The sequence below is a fragment of the Bradyrhizobium sp. CCGB20 genome, from assembly GCF_024199855.1.
Taxonomy (GTDB): domain Bacteria; phylum Pseudomonadota; class Alphaproteobacteria; order Rhizobiales; family Xanthobacteraceae; genus Bradyrhizobium.
Map to the genome: position 1 here is coordinate 5,830,436 of NZ_JANADN010000001.1, position 13,960 is coordinate 5,844,395.

Annotated in this window: 13 protein-coding genes; 1 reads left to right on the forward strand and 12 read right to left on the reverse strand. The window is 62.8% G+C overall.

All coding sequences use genetic code 11. The annotated features are described in order from the left end of the window. Positions 1-135: 135 nt before the first annotated feature. The 12 genes from NLM15_RS27350 to NLM15_RS27405 all read right to left on the reverse strand — a co-directional run bounded on the left by NLM15_RS27350 (position 136) and on the right by NLM15_RS27405 (position 12,523). Positions 136-1,614 carry an aldehyde dehydrogenase gene (locus NLM15_RS27350; RefSeq protein WP_254120547.1) on the reverse strand — a complete coding sequence of 493 codons (1,479 nt, stop codon included), beginning with the start codon at positions 1,612-1,614 and terminating at the stop codon, positions 136-138. A gap of 86 nt (positions 1,615-1,700) precedes the next feature. Then, the gene (locus NLM15_RS27355; protein WP_254120549.1) at positions 1,701-2,501 is read right to left on the reverse strand and encodes an N-acyl homoserine lactonase family protein; all 801 of its coding nucleotides are present in this window, start codon (positions 2,499-2,501) and stop codon (positions 1,701-1,703) included. Between the two features lie 8 nt (positions 2,502-2,509). Next, complete coding sequence (locus tag NLM15_RS27360) at positions 2,510-3,466, reverse strand: tripartite tricarboxylate transporter substrate binding protein (protein WP_254120551.1); 957 nt, start codon at positions 3,464-3,466, stop codon at positions 2,510-2,512. 57 nt (positions 3,467-3,523) lie between these two features. Then, complete coding sequence (locus tag NLM15_RS27365; RefSeq protein WP_254120553.1) at positions 3,524-4,411, reverse strand: NAD(P)-dependent oxidoreductase; 888 nt, start codon at positions 4,409-4,411, stop codon at positions 3,524-3,526. Between the two features lie 34 nt (positions 4,412-4,445). Beyond that, the gene (locus NLM15_RS27370; RefSeq protein WP_254120555.1) at positions 4,446-5,153 is read right to left on the reverse strand and encodes an ABC transporter ATP-binding protein; all 708 of its coding nucleotides are present in this window, start codon (positions 5,151-5,153) and stop codon (positions 4,446-4,448) included. Next, positions 5,146-5,907, reverse strand: coding sequence for an ABC transporter ATP-binding protein (locus tag NLM15_RS27375; RefSeq protein WP_254120556.1), 762 nt, complete (start codon positions 5,905-5,907; stop codon positions 5,146-5,148). Before NLM15_RS27375 ends, NLM15_RS27370 begins: the two co-directional genes overlap by 8 nt. After that, positions 5,904-6,896 carry a branched-chain amino acid ABC transporter permease gene (locus NLM15_RS27380; protein WP_254120558.1) on the reverse strand — a complete coding sequence of 331 codons (993 nt, stop codon included), beginning with the start codon at positions 6,894-6,896 and terminating at the stop codon, positions 5,904-5,906. The genes NLM15_RS27375 and NLM15_RS27380 overlap by 4 nt, the downstream gene beginning before the upstream one ends. After that, entirely contained in the window at positions 6,893-7,762 is an 870-nt protein-coding gene (locus NLM15_RS27385; RefSeq protein ID WP_254124434.1) for a branched-chain amino acid ABC transporter permease, read from the reverse strand. Before NLM15_RS27385 ends, NLM15_RS27380 begins: the two co-directional genes overlap by 4 nt. A gap of 71 nt (positions 7,763-7,833) precedes the next feature. Continuing rightward, positions 7,834-8,991: an ABC transporter substrate-binding protein gene (locus NLM15_RS27390; RefSeq protein WP_254120560.1), complete on the reverse strand. Its 1,158-nt coding sequence runs from the start codon at positions 8,989-8,991 to the stop codon at positions 7,834-7,836. 104 nt (positions 8,992-9,095) lie between these two features. Beyond that, positions 9,096-10,079, reverse strand: coding sequence for an MmgE/PrpD family protein (locus NLM15_RS27395; protein ID WP_254120562.1), 984 nt, complete (start codon positions 10,077-10,079; stop codon positions 9,096-9,098). An 11-nt stretch (positions 10,080-10,090) separates the two neighbouring features. Beyond that, positions 10,091-11,611: an FAD-dependent tricarballylate dehydrogenase TcuA gene (gene tcuA, locus NLM15_RS27400; RefSeq protein WP_254120564.1), complete on the reverse strand. Its 1,521-nt coding sequence runs from the start codon at positions 11,609-11,611 to the stop codon at positions 10,091-10,093. Between the two features lie 207 nt (positions 11,612-11,818). Further along, entirely contained in the window at positions 11,819-12,523 is a 705-nt protein-coding gene (locus NLM15_RS27405) for a GntR family transcriptional regulator (protein ID WP_254120566.1), read from the reverse strand. Between the two features lie 249 nt (positions 12,524-12,772). Here NLM15_RS27405 and NLM15_RS27410 point away from each other — a divergent pair, with 249 nt between their 5' ends. Beyond that, positions 12,773-13,951, forward strand: coding sequence for a 2-methylaconitate cis-trans isomerase PrpF family protein (locus NLM15_RS27410; protein ID WP_254120568.1), 1,179 nt, complete (start codon positions 12,773-12,775; stop codon positions 13,949-13,951). Positions 13,952-13,960: the final 9 nt, after the last annotated feature.

The following is a 13,960-nucleotide window of genomic DNA, read 5'->3' on the forward strand; positions in this document are numbered from 1 at the left end:
GGAGCTCGAGTCAGGGGAGGAAACGCCCCGAGGGCGATGGCGATCTCATCGACCGCCGTTGTTCTCCGGAGGCAGCGATTGTGTCTCCAGAGATTGCGAGGAGCGGCACGTTCGCACCGCTCTGTTCACGAGACCTCACATCTTCAGAGCAAACGGATCGCGCTCTTCGTTCGAAAAATCGATCATGACGTTCTTGGTCTGCAAGAATTCATCCAGCGCCGCCACGCCGCGCTCTTTGCCAAATCCCGACTCCTTGAACCCACCAAACGGCGCCATCGCACTGGACGCACGATAAGTATTCACCCAGACCGTCCCTGCATGAATGGCCCGCGAGACGCGCAATGCGCGCGACAGGTTCGTCGTCCAAATCCCGGAGGCCAGGCCATATCTGGTATCGTTGGCGATGCCGATCGCCTGCTCCTCCGTATCGAAGGGAATGATCGAGAGCACAGGCCCGAACACCTCCTCCTGGGCAATCGCCATCTTGTTCTCCACGCCGGTAAAGATGGTCGGCTCGATAAACAGGCCTTTCCCCAGACCATCCCCTGTCGCTGGCTTTCCGCCGCAAGCGAGAACCGCACCCTCCCCTTGCGCATCGCCGATGCATTTGAGGATTCGGTCGAACTGCGGCTCGTTCGCCACCGTTCCCATATCCGTCGTCTTTTCCAATGGATTGCCGAGCCTGATCTTCCGGGCGCGGGCGACGAGCCGCTTCACGATCTCATCGTGAACTGAGCGCTGAACGAGGAGCCGCGAGCCGGCAATACATGTTTGCCCCGTTGCGCCGAAAATGCCGGCGAGAGCCCCGACGGTCGCCTTGTCGAGGTCGGCGTCTTCGAAGATGACGTTGGGAGACTTGCCGCCCAGCTCCAGCGTGACCGGGACAAGGGAGCGGCCCGCCTCTGCCGCGATCTGACGGCCGACATTGGGGCTCCCCGTGAAACTGACACGATCGATCCGGCCACTCGTGAGCAGTGCCTGCCCCGTCCTGTAGTCGCCGGTCACGACATTGACGACGCCCGCCGGAAAGCCCGCCTCCCGGACCAGTTCGGCGAATTCCAGCGTCGTCACCGATGCATGCTCGGAAGGCTTGATGACGACGCAATTGCCTGCCGCAAGCGCCGGGGCAAGCTTGTTCGCAAGCAGGCCCATGGGCGAATTCCAGGCCGTGATGAGAACCGCAACGCCGATCGGCTCCCGGCGCGTGAAGTCGAAGACGTCGCGCTGGTCCAGCGGAATGGTATCGCCGAAGATCTTGTCGGCGCAGCCCGCGAAGAACCGATAGGCGCGCGCGGCAAAATGCATCTGACCGTGGGTCTCCCGGATGATCTTTCCGTTGTCGGTGCTCTCCATGATGGCCATGCGCTCGGCTTGCGCATCGAGCAGATCGGCCAGCCTGTTCAGCAACGTCGCGCGGGCGAGCCCGGTGGTCTTGCTCCAGACGGAGTCATAGGCGGTCCTGGCAGCGGCGATCGCATCGGCGACCTGCGAGGGCGTTGCCTGCGGCACCAATGCCCATTCCTCGCGGCTATAGGGGTTTATGGCGGCGAACCATTCCTGGTTCGGCGTGGTCACCGTCTCGTTGGCAATCGCAAGTCCATACTTCCTGGGCATGATCCATCATCTCCGCAATTGGCGAATTGTTGTGTTTCTGATCCGGACAGCGCGTCCTGCGCCGGCCTTCGCTTTTGGCTTGGTGTTTAGGCAGGGCTTCCGCGGGGATCGGCATCCAGTCGCGCGATGCCGTCGAGCCCATCGCGCGCGGCAGGAAACAGCGACAGCACCTGCCGGTCATGCCCCGGGATGATATGGGACGGGCTATCGGCCAGTTTCCGGATGACTGCAAAACCGTTCAGCATCTGCTTCGTATCGAACAACACGGGAAATGGCCGGCTCTGGAGAATGTTGGCGTAGTAGTGCGAAGCGTCCGAGGCGAGCACCACGTAACCTCGTCGCGTCCTGACCCTGACGATCTGAAGTCCCGCGGTGTGACCGCCGAGCCAGTGCAAGGATATTCCGTCGTCGAAATCGGAGTTTGGATCGTGAAGGGTCACGCTTCCTTCGAAGTTCCGTCGGACGATATGGCTGACGTCGTCGGCATTGTAGGCCTTGCTTTGCTGCGCGTCGCACATGCACCGGCCCGTGCAGAAATGCATCTCGCGCTCCTGCACGTGATACCGCGCCCGGGGAAACAAATCGTGGTTGCCGGCATGATCCCAATGCATGTGGGTCAGGATGACGTCCTTGACGTTCTCAGGATCGATATCGATCTGCTTCAGCCCTTCGGCAACCGGTCGCGTGACGGCGTAGTTGCGCGCCCGTCCGGCCTTCTCGTCGAAGCCGGTATCGACGATCACCGTCCGGTCTCGGCTGACCAGCGCCCAGACGAAGAAGTCCATCGGCATCTGCGTATCGGGCGCGTCGTTCTCGATGAAGTTCTCCGACGAGCGCCGGTCATCCTTGCTGGCATAGCGGATCGCATAGATTTCATACTCGGACATGTCGTCGTTCACTGGCGCTCGATGCCAGCTTCCCTCGTTGTCGTGGCCCACAATTCCATGTCGCTCTTGACGTGCTCGCCGAACTCCGCCGGCCCGACCCATTGCGCCTCGAAGCCGATATCGGCGAGCCGGCTGCGAATCTCGGGCTCGGCCAACACCTCGCGCACGCCCTCGGCGAGCTTCGCAACGATCTCCGGCGGCGTGCCCTTGGGCGCGAAGAGCCCGCTCCATGCGGAGATGTTGATGAACTCGAGGCCCCCTTCCTTCATGGTCGGGATCTCGGGGAAGCGCGAGGCGCGGCCGAGGTTTGTGGTGGCGAGCGCGCGTGCCGTGCCGGCCTCGACCTGGGACACCGCGGGGGCCATATCCGTGAACGTCATGGACACGCGTTGCGCGATGATGTCGGTGACGACCTGCGGGCTGTTCCGATAGGGCACGGCAGCAATATCGATGCCCGCCCGCCGCTTGAATGCCTCGCCGGACAGCTGACCAAGCGCGTTGGCGTAACCGAACGTCAGCGAGCCCGGCTTGGTCTTGGCCAGCGCCACGAGATCGGCCACGTTCTTTACGGGTAGGCCCGGATCAATGATCAGAAAATAGGGAAACAGGCCAAACTGCGAGATGGGCGCGAAGTCGGCGACGGGATCGTACTGGATCGATTTCAGCATGCTGGGGTTGGCTGCGTGCGTGGACGTTCCGCCGACCAGCAACGTGTATCCGTCAGGCACTGAACGAGCTGCAGCCGTCGCGCCGAGCGCCCCATTCGCGCCGACGCGGTTATCGATGATGATTGCCGTTTTCAGCAACTCCGACAGCCGCTGAAACACGATGCGCGCAACGCCGTCGGTCCCGCTGCCGGGCGCGAACGGCGCGATCACCGTAATCCGCTGCGAGGGATAGTTTTGCGCCCCTGCCCCGCTCAACTGCGAAAGCAGCAAGGCCATGGTCAACAGCAGCACCCGCACAATACCCTCCCGTTGTCAGTTCTTGCTTTTGATTGAGCCCGAATGGGTCGATCACGACTATTTCGAAGAGCGCGCGATGATCTTCAGGATCACCGGCCAGTAATTCGCCCCAAAGCCGTTCTGCGAGGCTTCCGCCAGAAGACCGGCGCCGAGGGCCGCTTCCCTCGCCTCGATCCCGGCATCCCTGGCCATGTCGAGCGCGTAAGACATGTCCTTGTGCATGTAGTCGGTCGAGAACACCCGTTCGGGAAATTCCTGCGCCGCGACCGCCTTGTAGCCGTGATTTCGCAGCGCAAAGCTGTCGGCGGAACCCTTGGAGAAGGCGTCGAACAAGGTCTCTGTCGATACGCCCGCCGAGTTCGCGATTGCGACGGCTTCGCACAGCGCGGTCACGGTCCCGACCACGACCATGTTGTTGAGGATTTTCACGACCTGACCCGAGCCGACATCGCCGCAATGGGTGACCTCGGAGGCAAAGCAGCGGAGCAGCGGCTCGATGCGGGCGAACACGTCCGCCGTCGCCCCGACCGAGATCGCAAGCGTCCCCGCCTCCGCCGCCGCCCGCGTCCGGGCCACGGGTGCGTCGGCATAGTCGGCGCCCTTTGCCTTGAAGACGCCGGCCAGTTCGCGCGTCAGTTTCAACGGGCTGGTGGAGAGATCGACGATGGTCTGGCCGGCGCGTGCGAACTCGAGCAGCCCTCCGGGCATCTCGCATATCTTCTTGAGGTGCTCGCCGCTCGGCATGGAAATGAAGATCACATCGGCCCTCGCGAGCCCCGAGATCGAGCCAACATCGACCGCACCAGCTTGAACGAGACGCGCCGCGGGCTCGGCATTGATGTCGTGAATCAGCACTTTCTGCTTCGTCTTCTGCACGAGGTGCCGGCACATGGGTTCGCCCATGACGCCCAAACCGATGAAGCCGAAGGTCGAAGATCCAGTCATGTTACAACTCCGGAATTTCCAGACAGACACTTATTCAGATGCCGAGATAGGCGCGCCGCACGTAGTCACTGGCCAGCAGCTCCCTGCCCTTCCCGCTCAGCGCGACGGCGCCGGTTTCGAGCACGAAGGCCTCGTTGCAGAGATTGAGGGCCAGCTTTGCATTCTGCTCGACCAGGATGATCGACATGCCGATATCGCGGTTGATCTCGACGATGATACGCGCGATCTCGTCGACGATGATCGGAGCGAGCCCGAGCGAGGGCTCGTCCAGCAGCAACAGGCGCGGCCTCGCCATGAGCGCGCGGCCAATGGCGACCATCTGCTGTTCGCCGCCCGACAGCGAACCGGCCATCTGGCTTCTTCGCTCCACAAGGCGAGGAAAATATCCGTAGATCTGGTCCAGCGTCTTTTTCTGGTGAGCCTTGTCTCGCTGCGAATAACCACCCACCAGGAGATTGTCGAGCACGCTCATCTGCGGGAAGACACGTCGTCCTTCGGGCGACAGAGCGATGCCGCGCCCGACGCGCTGGGGCGCGGAGGCGCCGTCGATGCGCTCGCCGTCAAAATAGATCTCTCCGCCGCTCACGGGTTTAAGGCCGATGATGGCCTTCATCGTGGTGGTCTTGCCCGCACCGTTTGAACCGATGAGAGAGACAATGGCGCCGTCGGCAACGGACAGGCTCAGATTGCGGATCGCCGTGAGAGGGCCGTAGGCAACGCTGATCCCGCGAACGTCAAGCATGGACAGCCTCCTTGCCGAGATACGCCTCGATGACGACCGGGTTTGATACGACCTCCGCAGGCGTTCCCTGCGCGATCAGCGTGCCGTGGTCCAGCACCACGACGCGATTGCACAGGCCCATGACCGTGCGCATGTGATGCTCGACCATCACCATGGTGACACCGCGCTCCGCCTGCACCCGGCGGAGAACTGACGCGAGCTCAGCCGCTTCCTCGGGATTGAGCCCTGCGACCGGTTCATCGAGCATCAGGAGCCTGGGTTCGCTGGCGAGCGCGATGGCGACGCCGAGGCGCCGCTGCTCGCCATAGGACAGCTCGCGAGCCTTTAAGCCTGCGCGACGGGTCAGCCCGAACAGATCGAGCACATGAAATGCTTTCTCTTCCGCTGCCACCCGCCATTTATCCGAAAGCAACCCACCCCACAGGCCGGACAAGCCCGAAGCCAACGTGCCGCGGGCGGCGTTTTCAATGACCGTCGCCTCCGGGTAGATGGTTGCAGCCTGGAAGGTCCGCGACAGCCCCTGGCGAACCGTCTGATTGGCCGGCTGCCCGGAGATATCGCGGCCCAGAAACCGGACGGTCCCCGCCGACGGCCTCAGAACGCCCGAGATGACGTTGAACAACGTGGTCTTGCCTGCGCCGTTCGGACCGATCAGGCCGAGAAAGTCTCCCTCTTTGACATCAAACGACACGTCCCGAACGGCAACAAGCCCGCCGAAGGAACGCTTCAGGCTATCGACTTCGAGCATGCTCATGGCACTTCCTCGGCGACGCGCGCTGCGTTGATTCCTGCAACCCGTTGGCGCGAACGCCAGGTCTGGACTAGGCTCGCCAGACCGTTCGGAACGAACATCAGGCAAAGCACGAGCACGGCCCCGTAGATGATATGCTGTAGTCCTTCGGTGGATCGCAGCAACTCCGGCAAGGGCGTCAGGACGAGCACGCCGACAACCGGCCCCAGCACCCCGTCACGCCCGCCGACGACCAGCATGGTCAGGTAGGAGACCGACTCCCAGAACGTATATGAATCCGGCGAAATGAACCGGAGATAGTGCGTCGACAATGCGCCCGCAAAACCCGCGATGCCGGATCCGATCGTAAAGGCGATCACCTGGACCCGATGCGTGTCGATGCCGCTCGATTCGGTAAGGCGCTGGTTCTCGGCGGTCGCCGCCATCATCGTGCCGAGCGGCGACCGGTAGAGCAGCCAGGTCAGGAGTAGCGTGGCCAGCGCGCAACCGAGCGCGAAGGGATAGAATTGCGGCTTGGTGCGAAGGACGTAGCCGAAGATCGAGATCGGGGGCACACCGACGAGCCCGTTTGCGCCGCCCGTGACCGAGCTCATGTCGAGCGCCAGCAACACCGCGATCTGGCTGAACGCAAAGGCCACCAGCACGAAATAGACGCCGCGCAAGCGCAGGATGATCCAGCCGAGAGCGGCGGCGATGACGGCCGCAACCAGCCCCGCGATGAACAGGGTCACCAGAGGCGGCCAGCCCCTCATCGACAACAGCGCCGAAACATATCCGCCGACCAGCGCAAAGCCACCATGGCCCATGGATAGCTGCCCCGCCCGGGCAATGATGGCGAGGCCCAGCACGAGCATGAGATTGATGCAGCCGACCGTCGCGAGGTGAATATAGAACTGGTTCGGTGCGAACCAGGGTAGTAGCGCGGCGAGACCGACGGCGGCTGCGACCCCGACATAGGACATCGGCTTGAACTGGGCTGTGCGAGCAATCACGCCTCACGCTCCTTTCGGCCCAGCAGGCCTTGCGGACGCAGCAGTACGACAGCGATGACGACGAGAAACTGGAGGATCTCCGACAGCGAGGCGCTCACGAACGTTCCGGCAAAGCTCTCGATCAGGCCGATGAGCAATCCGCCTGCCACGGCGCCGGGAACGCTGCCAAGCCCGCCGATGACGACGATCACGAAGGCCTTCAGCGTTGGCGCGAGGCCAATGAAGGGCGAGACCGACAGCACAGGAGCCATGAGGACGCCGGCGAAGGCCGCAAGGCTCACGCCCAGCACGAACGCGACCGGAAAGATCACGTCGACGCGAATGCCCTGCACCTGTGCGATCTCGGCGTCCTGGGCGACAGCGCGCATGGCTCTTCCAATTCGCGTATGACCGATCAGCAGGTTGAGCGACACGACGGCGACGATCGCCCCGATGATGACGACCAGCCGCGACCAGGGGAATACCACGCCACCGACGGACAGGACCCCGGATATGACAGGCGGCACGGTACGTGCCGACGCCCCCCACATCAGCAGCGCGCTGTTCTGCAGAATGAGAGCGACGCCGACGGAAGCGATCATCCCGTTCAGCTCGTTGCCGCGAAACTTGCGGAAGACGATCCGCTCCATCAGCAGGCCCAGCAACGCCGTGGCGCCTACGGCCAGCAGAACGCTGATGGAGAACGGCACATCGTTGCTGCCATAGAGGATCGCGAACAGGAACGCGCCGGCCATGTAGAACTCACCATGCGCGAAATTCACGATGCGCATGATGCCGAACACCATGGTGAAGCCGATGGCCATCAACACGTAGATCATGCCGACCATGAGGCCGTTCACGATCGTCTGGGCTAGAATGATTTCCATGCTCACGGGACGACAACTCCAATCGCTTCAGTGAGGCGCGCCAAGCGCGCCTCGCCTGTTCCGGCGGTCGCTTATTTGCAGGCGTTGACGTCGCAGGTGGCCACCTTGGTGACGACACCATCCTTCATCTGCCCCACATAGAACGGAAGGTCGATCTGGTGCTTGATCCCGTACTTCTGCTCGCCGGTCCAGCCCGCCTTGCCCATCGCGGTGGGAACGTCGGACAATCCATCCAGCGTCGTTGCGATCTTCGTGGTGTCGTCGACGGTCCCGGCCTTCTTCATGGCCGTGAACAACATCTGCAGGCCGGCATAGAAGAACGGGCTGAACCCGTTCATGTTCGGGCCGTATTTGGCCTTGAAGCGGGCAACATAGGCCGCCGTATCCGGCAGGCCGGTATCGATGGGCAGGTGGACATAGGTGCCTTCAGCCGCATCCTTGCCCGCCACCTTGAGCATCTCGGCGGCGACATCGCCGCCCGTGACGAACACCGGACCGCGATAGCCCAGTTCGCGGGCCTGCTTGAGAATGAGCCCGGCGGTGGTCGGAGAGTTGCCGCCAAGCTCGAGACCGTCGGCCTTCATCAGGATGCGGGTGAGAATGGGCACGAAGTCGACGCGCTCACGTTCGAAATATTCGACCTGCAGCTTCGCGCCGGCCTTGGCGTATGAGTTGAAGTTCGCGACGCCGATCTGCTGCCCGGTCTCGTCATTGGGAAGCAGCGACACGACCTGCTTGGCAGAGGTGTTCTTCATCAGCCAGGCCACCTGCGGGTCGGAGAATTCGCCGGTGGTGATCACCGGCCGATACGCATACGGCGCATCCGCGCCGAGCGCCCGCGGCGTGAACGCCAGCGTCATGGTGATGACTTTTCCAGAGGTGGTCTGATCCTTCGTTGCCACCGCCGCTGCCGATCCCATCGGACCCACCACGAAGCGGATTCCGTCCTGGATCATGAGGCGATCCATGGCCGTGACCGCGTCCTGGGCGCGATAGCGGTCGTCATATTGCTTGAACAGGACTTTGTAGCGTTTGCCGGCGACCTCGAGGCCGCCGTCTTTATTGACGTCTTCGGCGGCAAAATCGGTGGCGGCGAGCATGCCCTCGGCAAACGCAGCGCCGGCACCGGAAAAACTGGCGTGCACGCCGATCGTGACACTGTCTTCGGCCTGCGCCGCGGAACACACGACCGATGCAGCGAGTACGGCAACCAACTCAAAACGCTTCATTCCAATCTCTCCCCAGATGTGACTCTTGTCTGCCTTGTTCTTTTGTTTTCAGGTAAGGCTTGTCGTTGCGATCGCGGCTTGGCCGCCTCGCATTCACTCGCGGGTTACGGAACCCAGTTCGTCTCCTCCGGCTCGTGCGTTCCCCGCGGGGCGAAGACGACCTTCTTTGGAGCCGCTTGGGCACCGCGTCCCTGCAACAGGCGCGATACCGTCGCGAGGTCTGTCACCTTGTCGATGGTCTCGAGCCGCTCGAACAGCGGACCGATCTGATCGCGCGGCAGGACAGTGCTCGCCTGCCGCTCGAATTGATCCCAGAGATCAGCTGACGGCGGCGATTGAACTGCAAGAAGATCGAAAGCCACATCGCTCGGCGCGCTGTCGTTCGCGGCCAGAGTTGCGATCGCGCCCCCTTCGCTCCTGATCATCTCGGCGCAGGACGCTTCGTCCATGGCTTCGGCAAGCAAGGCAGCCAGCAATCCGCTTCGAAAGCTCAGACCGACCATGAGCGACGTCGGTCCGACCCGTCCGACCGGAAGACTGTCAACGTTTGCCATTCCTGCCAGGAGCAGCGCGGCTGCAATTTTCGGGCGGCTCAATTCGAGCACGCGTGCAGCCGCCGCGACGCCACCGAACAAGGCTGGTCCGAACTGGCCGCCTGCCGGCGACAGCATCGGCGCGAGACAAGGAGCGATCTCCGCGCCTGACATCAACGCGTCGAGGAAGTCTTGCCCGGTTTTTCCGCGCTCCTCGCAGAGCCCAAACAGCGCCACGATACAGGCCGAATTCACGGCTTCACGCGATGCTTCGGATCCGGCCATGGCAGCCGTGGCGTTGATCAACGCAGCATCGACCGCGCTCGTGCGCCGTTCGGTGCCGAAGATCAGCGACGGGCCGCCGGTCGTTGCGACACCGGACGTCCCCAGCAGCGCTTTCGTGATGGTGGCCGGCGCACCGGACAGTGTCCGACCGAACGCGGTGATGACCGCCGCCCTGGCTTTTCCTGCCGCTTTGGTATCTCGCGACCGTAGATCGCGGGCGGAGATCTTGTCCGCCAGGCTTTCGGCCCAGGCATCAGGACCCGACCTCATGGCGCCGGCGCTCATCGCGATGCCACCGCCGCGGCCGGCGCGACGCTTTGCTGGCTCGCGGCATTGCGGCCCGCGATCCGACCGAAGGTCGCGCCCGAGACGAGACCGGTACCCGCGGGATAATTGTCGTAGAACAGGCCGCCGACGAGCTCGCCGCAGCAATACAGCCCCTTGATAGGACGCCAATCCGTGCCGATCACCTCGGCGTTCTCGTTGATCTTCAGGCCGCCGAACGTGAAGGTGATGCCGCCTGTCGCGCTGTAGGCATAGTAAGGAGGCTTGTCGAGCCGCAGCGCCCAATTGGTCTTTTCGAGATCGAGCCCGTTGGTGGACAGACCGTCCTTCTTGGTGGGATCGAAGCCTTCGTCCGCCGAGCGCGCGTGGTCGTTGTAATTGAGGACCGTCTTGAGCGCCTGCGCCTTGTCGTCGATATCGAGTTGCGCGATCAGATCCTCGAGCGAATTGGCCTTGATCGGATCGCTGGTCGAATAGCGCGGCTCGAGCAGATGGATCACCTTGCTGTCGAACAGCTGGTAGGCCTTGGCGCCCGGCTCGGCCAGAATCGCGCGACCGAATTTGGCGTAGGTGAAGAGCGCGCCGTCCTCGCCTTCGTCGACGAAGCGCTTGCCCTTGCGATTGATCATCACCGAATAGACGTAGGACAGGCGGTTGCTCCGGTCGGTCATTTCGCGCGGCGCGAAGTCACCCCAATCCGCGCTGATCGGTGTGGCATGGCAGCCGCTCCATTGACCCCATGGCATGGCGCCGATCGCCAGCGCCATCCGCAGGCCGTCGCCCTGGTTGTGAGGCGTCCCGCGGACCTTCGCAGCGCCGACCAGCGGACCGATGTGTTGCGTGCGCATCTGGACATTCGCTTCAAAACCGCCGCAGCCGAGCACGACGGCCTTCGCGCCGAGCGAGCGAACGCCCTCCTCGTCCTTGGTCTTGACGCCGACGACGCGCCCCTGGTCATCGACAAGCAGCTCCGAAACGGCATTGCCGTAGCGCACCTCGATGCCCATGCGCTCGCAGGTCGAAAACCAGCTGCGCGAAAGACCAACGCCTTCGTGCGCCGCGCGCACGACGAGGCCGCGCGCCCAGACCATGACGTTGTCTTTCTTGACCGCGGAAAGGCTGATCGCCGGCTCCATCTTGATGCCGCCGGTGTCCTTCATCCAGCGAACGGTCGCCTGCGAGTTCGACACGAGAAGACGAGACAAGGTCGGATCGGTGCGTCCGTTGGTGACGCGCATGAGATCGCCGTGAAAGTCTTCCTGCGTGTAGGGAGAAATGCCGTCGTAGAAATTGTCGAACTCGTCTTCGATGCCCGGCAGCAAAGCGCCGATCTCGCGCGGTTCGTCATAGGCGAAGCGCAGAACGCCGCCGCTCCAGTGCGTATTCCCGCCTCGCATTTCGCGGGGAGCTTTCTCGAGAACGACGACACGATCGGCGCCGTTTTCTTTCGCCGAGACTGCCGCAGCCAGAGCGGCGTTTCCCGCGCCGACGACGATCACATCGAACTCTTCGTGCATTTCCGTTCCTTCCCGCCAAGCCTTCGTCGCTGCGTTTCTGTATTCTTGTGAATACCAATGTATACATTGGAATGCAAGACAGAATGAGGCAGTTCCGGATTTTACGGAAAATTGAGCCAGAACAGTATTTTACGAGGGATATGTCGGCTGACTGAGGATCAGAAACAGCCCTGCGAGCAACGAAGACGGTTCAGCTCGCACGTTGATTCAGGCGCCGTCCTGTTCGCGGCGCGCTTCCAGATCACGCTCTTTCGCCAGGATCGCCCGGCGGGTCTCGAGCGCGCTCAGGACATGCGCCCGCGCAAGCCGCTCGGCCTTCTCGCCTTCTCTCTGCGAAATGGCCTGCACGATCGCAGCATGCTCGGCTTGCGCGACGGCAAAGCGACCCTTCTCGGCCAAGGTTGTCGGCCCCAGCAGCGCGATCGCATCTTGAAGAGCCGACAAACTCTTTTCGAGATAGCGGTTGTGGGCCGCGACCTGGATGGCGTCATGCAGCTCCCTGTTGTGGCGATAGAGCTTGAACGGCTCGCGCTCGAGCTTTTCACCTTCGGCGACAAGTCTTGCCAGTGCGGCAAGATCTTTCGGGCTTGCATGCTTCGAGGCCAACGCGGCCGCGGTCCCTTCGAGCGCCGCACGCATCTCGTAAAGTTCTTCGACCGCATCCAGATCGAGAACGGAGACGACAAGCCCGGTTCGCGGCCGAAGATCGAGCAGGCCCTCGAGCTCGAGCCGCGTCAACGCCTGACGCGTCGGCGTCCGGCTGATGCCGAGATGTTCCGCCAATTCGACTTCGCGCATGCGCCGCCCCGGAGCAAAGCGCCCTTCGACGATCTCACGCCGCAGCGCCGCGTAAGCGTAGTCGGCAGCAGATGCGAACTTCGTGCGGTCCGGCAACACCATCTCGTCGTTCATGAAGTCTTCCCGATCTCATTCGGCAGGAGCTGCTCGTACGAGCGTGACGCGCCAAGCCGTCCATCAATGATCTGCGTCCGATTCTTCTGACCGTACAAGGCAAGCGAACGACGCAACATATTCGGCGTCGCGCCGCCTGTCCGGAACGAGGCAATCAGCGTCCACCGAATAGAATAAGGGTAGCAGCCCGCCCGATGAATGTATACAGTGGTATCCAACGTATACATCAGTATGCAAAAGACAAACTTAATGCCCCAGAACAAGCTCAGAGCCACTTTCATGCGCGGCGGCACGTCGAAAGCCGTTGTGTTCAACAGACGCGACCTGCCGGCAGATCCTGCACAATGGGATTCGATCTTCGTGTCCGTGATGGGTTCGCCCGATCCCAATGGCCGCCAGCTGGACGGCATGGGCGGCGGGCTGTCATCCCTTTCGAAGGTTTGCGTCGTCGGCGCGCCGACGCGGCCGGACGCCGACATCGACTATACGTTCGCGCAGATCTCGGTGAAGAGCGCCGCGGTCGATTACAGCGCAAATTGCGGCAACATGTCTTCGGCGATGGGCCCGTTCGCCGTCAGCGAAGGCCTGGTGAAGGCGCCCGCGAACGGTGAAGCCGTCGTGCGCATTCACAACACCAATACCGGCAAGATCATCGTCGCGCGCTTCCCTGTGAACGACGGTGAGATCGAGACCGACGGCGACATGGCGATCGATGGCGTCAGCGGACACGGTCCCCCTGTCCGGCTGGAATTCATCGATCCCGGCGGCACCAGGACCGGACGTCTGCTCCCGACCGGGCATCCGTGCGATCATTTCGATATTCCCGGCCTCGGCTCGATCGAAGCATCTCTCGTCGATGCCGCCAACCCTTGCGTCTTTGTTGCGGCCGCCTCGGTCGGCAAGGACGGCGGCGAGATGCCCGAAGCACTCGAGAGCGATCCAATTTTCCTCGAACGGATGGAGGCGATTCGCTGCGCAGCCTCCGTGGCAATGGGCCTCGCGCCAGGCGTGGCAGAAGCAGCCAGGATCCCCAGCGTGCCCAAGGTCGCGATGATTGTCTCACCGCGCCCGATGACGACCTTGTCGGGGCAGCGGCTGGAGCCCTCGGACATGTCGCTGGGCATCCGGATGATCTCGATCGGCCAGCCGCACCGCGCAGTCCCGATCACCGGCGCCACCTGCCTCGCGATCGCGGTACGCATCAACGGCACGCTTGCGAACCGGATGGCGCGCGCCGGCGATGGCCCGATCACCATTGCACACCCCTCCGGCACGACCGTGGTCGATGCAGCCGTCGAGCACGCTGACGATCCCGCAAAAGCGCGGGCGATTCACGGCGCGGTCTACCGCACCACGAGACGGCTGTTCGAGGGAAACGTCTTTTACAGGAATGACCGAACGACTGCACTTGCGAAGCGCAGCGCGTAACAATACCGG

What these genes read in the sequence shown, in the direction of transcription:
- NLM15_RS27375 (WP_254120556.1), bottom strand. Translation starts at nt 5,907, where the DNA reads ATGAGCATGCTCGAAGTCGATAGCCTGAAGCGTTCCTTCGGCGGGCTT.
- NLM15_RS27405 (WP_254120566.1), bottom strand. Translation starts at nt 12,523, where the DNA reads ATGAACGACGAGATGGTGTTGCCGGACCGCACGAAGTTCGCATCTGCT.
- NLM15_RS27370 (WP_254120555.1), bottom strand. Translation starts at nt 5,153, where the DNA reads ATGCTTGACGTTCGCGGGATCAGCGTTGCCTACGGCCCTCTCACGGCG.
- NLM15_RS27390 (WP_254120560.1), bottom strand. Translation starts at nt 8,991, where the DNA reads ATGAAGCGTTTTGAGTTGGTTGCCGTACTCGCTGCATCGGTCGTGTGT.
- NLM15_RS27350 (WP_254120547.1), bottom strand. Translation starts at nt 1,614, where the DNA reads ATGCCCAGGAAGTATGGACTTGCGATTGCCAACGAGACGGTGACCACG.
- NLM15_RS27395 (WP_254120562.1), bottom strand. Translation starts at nt 10,079, where the DNA reads ATGAGGTCGGGTCCTGATGCCTGGGCCGAAAGCCTGGCGGACAAGATC.
- tcuA (WP_254120564.1), bottom strand. Translation starts at nt 11,611, where the DNA reads ATGCACGAAGAGTTCGATGTGATCGTCGTCGGCGCGGGAAACGCCGCT.
- NLM15_RS27355 (WP_254120549.1), bottom strand. Translation starts at nt 2,501, where the DNA reads ATGTCCGAGTATGAAATCTATGCGATCCGCTATGCCAGCAAGGATGAC.
- NLM15_RS27385 (WP_254124434.1), bottom strand. Translation starts at nt 7,762, where the DNA reads ATGGAAATCATTCTAGCCCAGACGATCGTGAACGGCCTCATGGTCGGC.
- NLM15_RS27365 (WP_254120553.1), bottom strand. Translation starts at nt 4,411, where the DNA reads ATGACTGGATCTTCGACCTTCGGCTTCATCGGTTTGGGCGTCATGGGC.
- NLM15_RS27410 (WP_254120568.1), top strand. Translation starts at nt 12,773, where the DNA reads ATGCCCCAGAACAAGCTCAGAGCCACTTTCATGCGCGGCGGCACGTCG.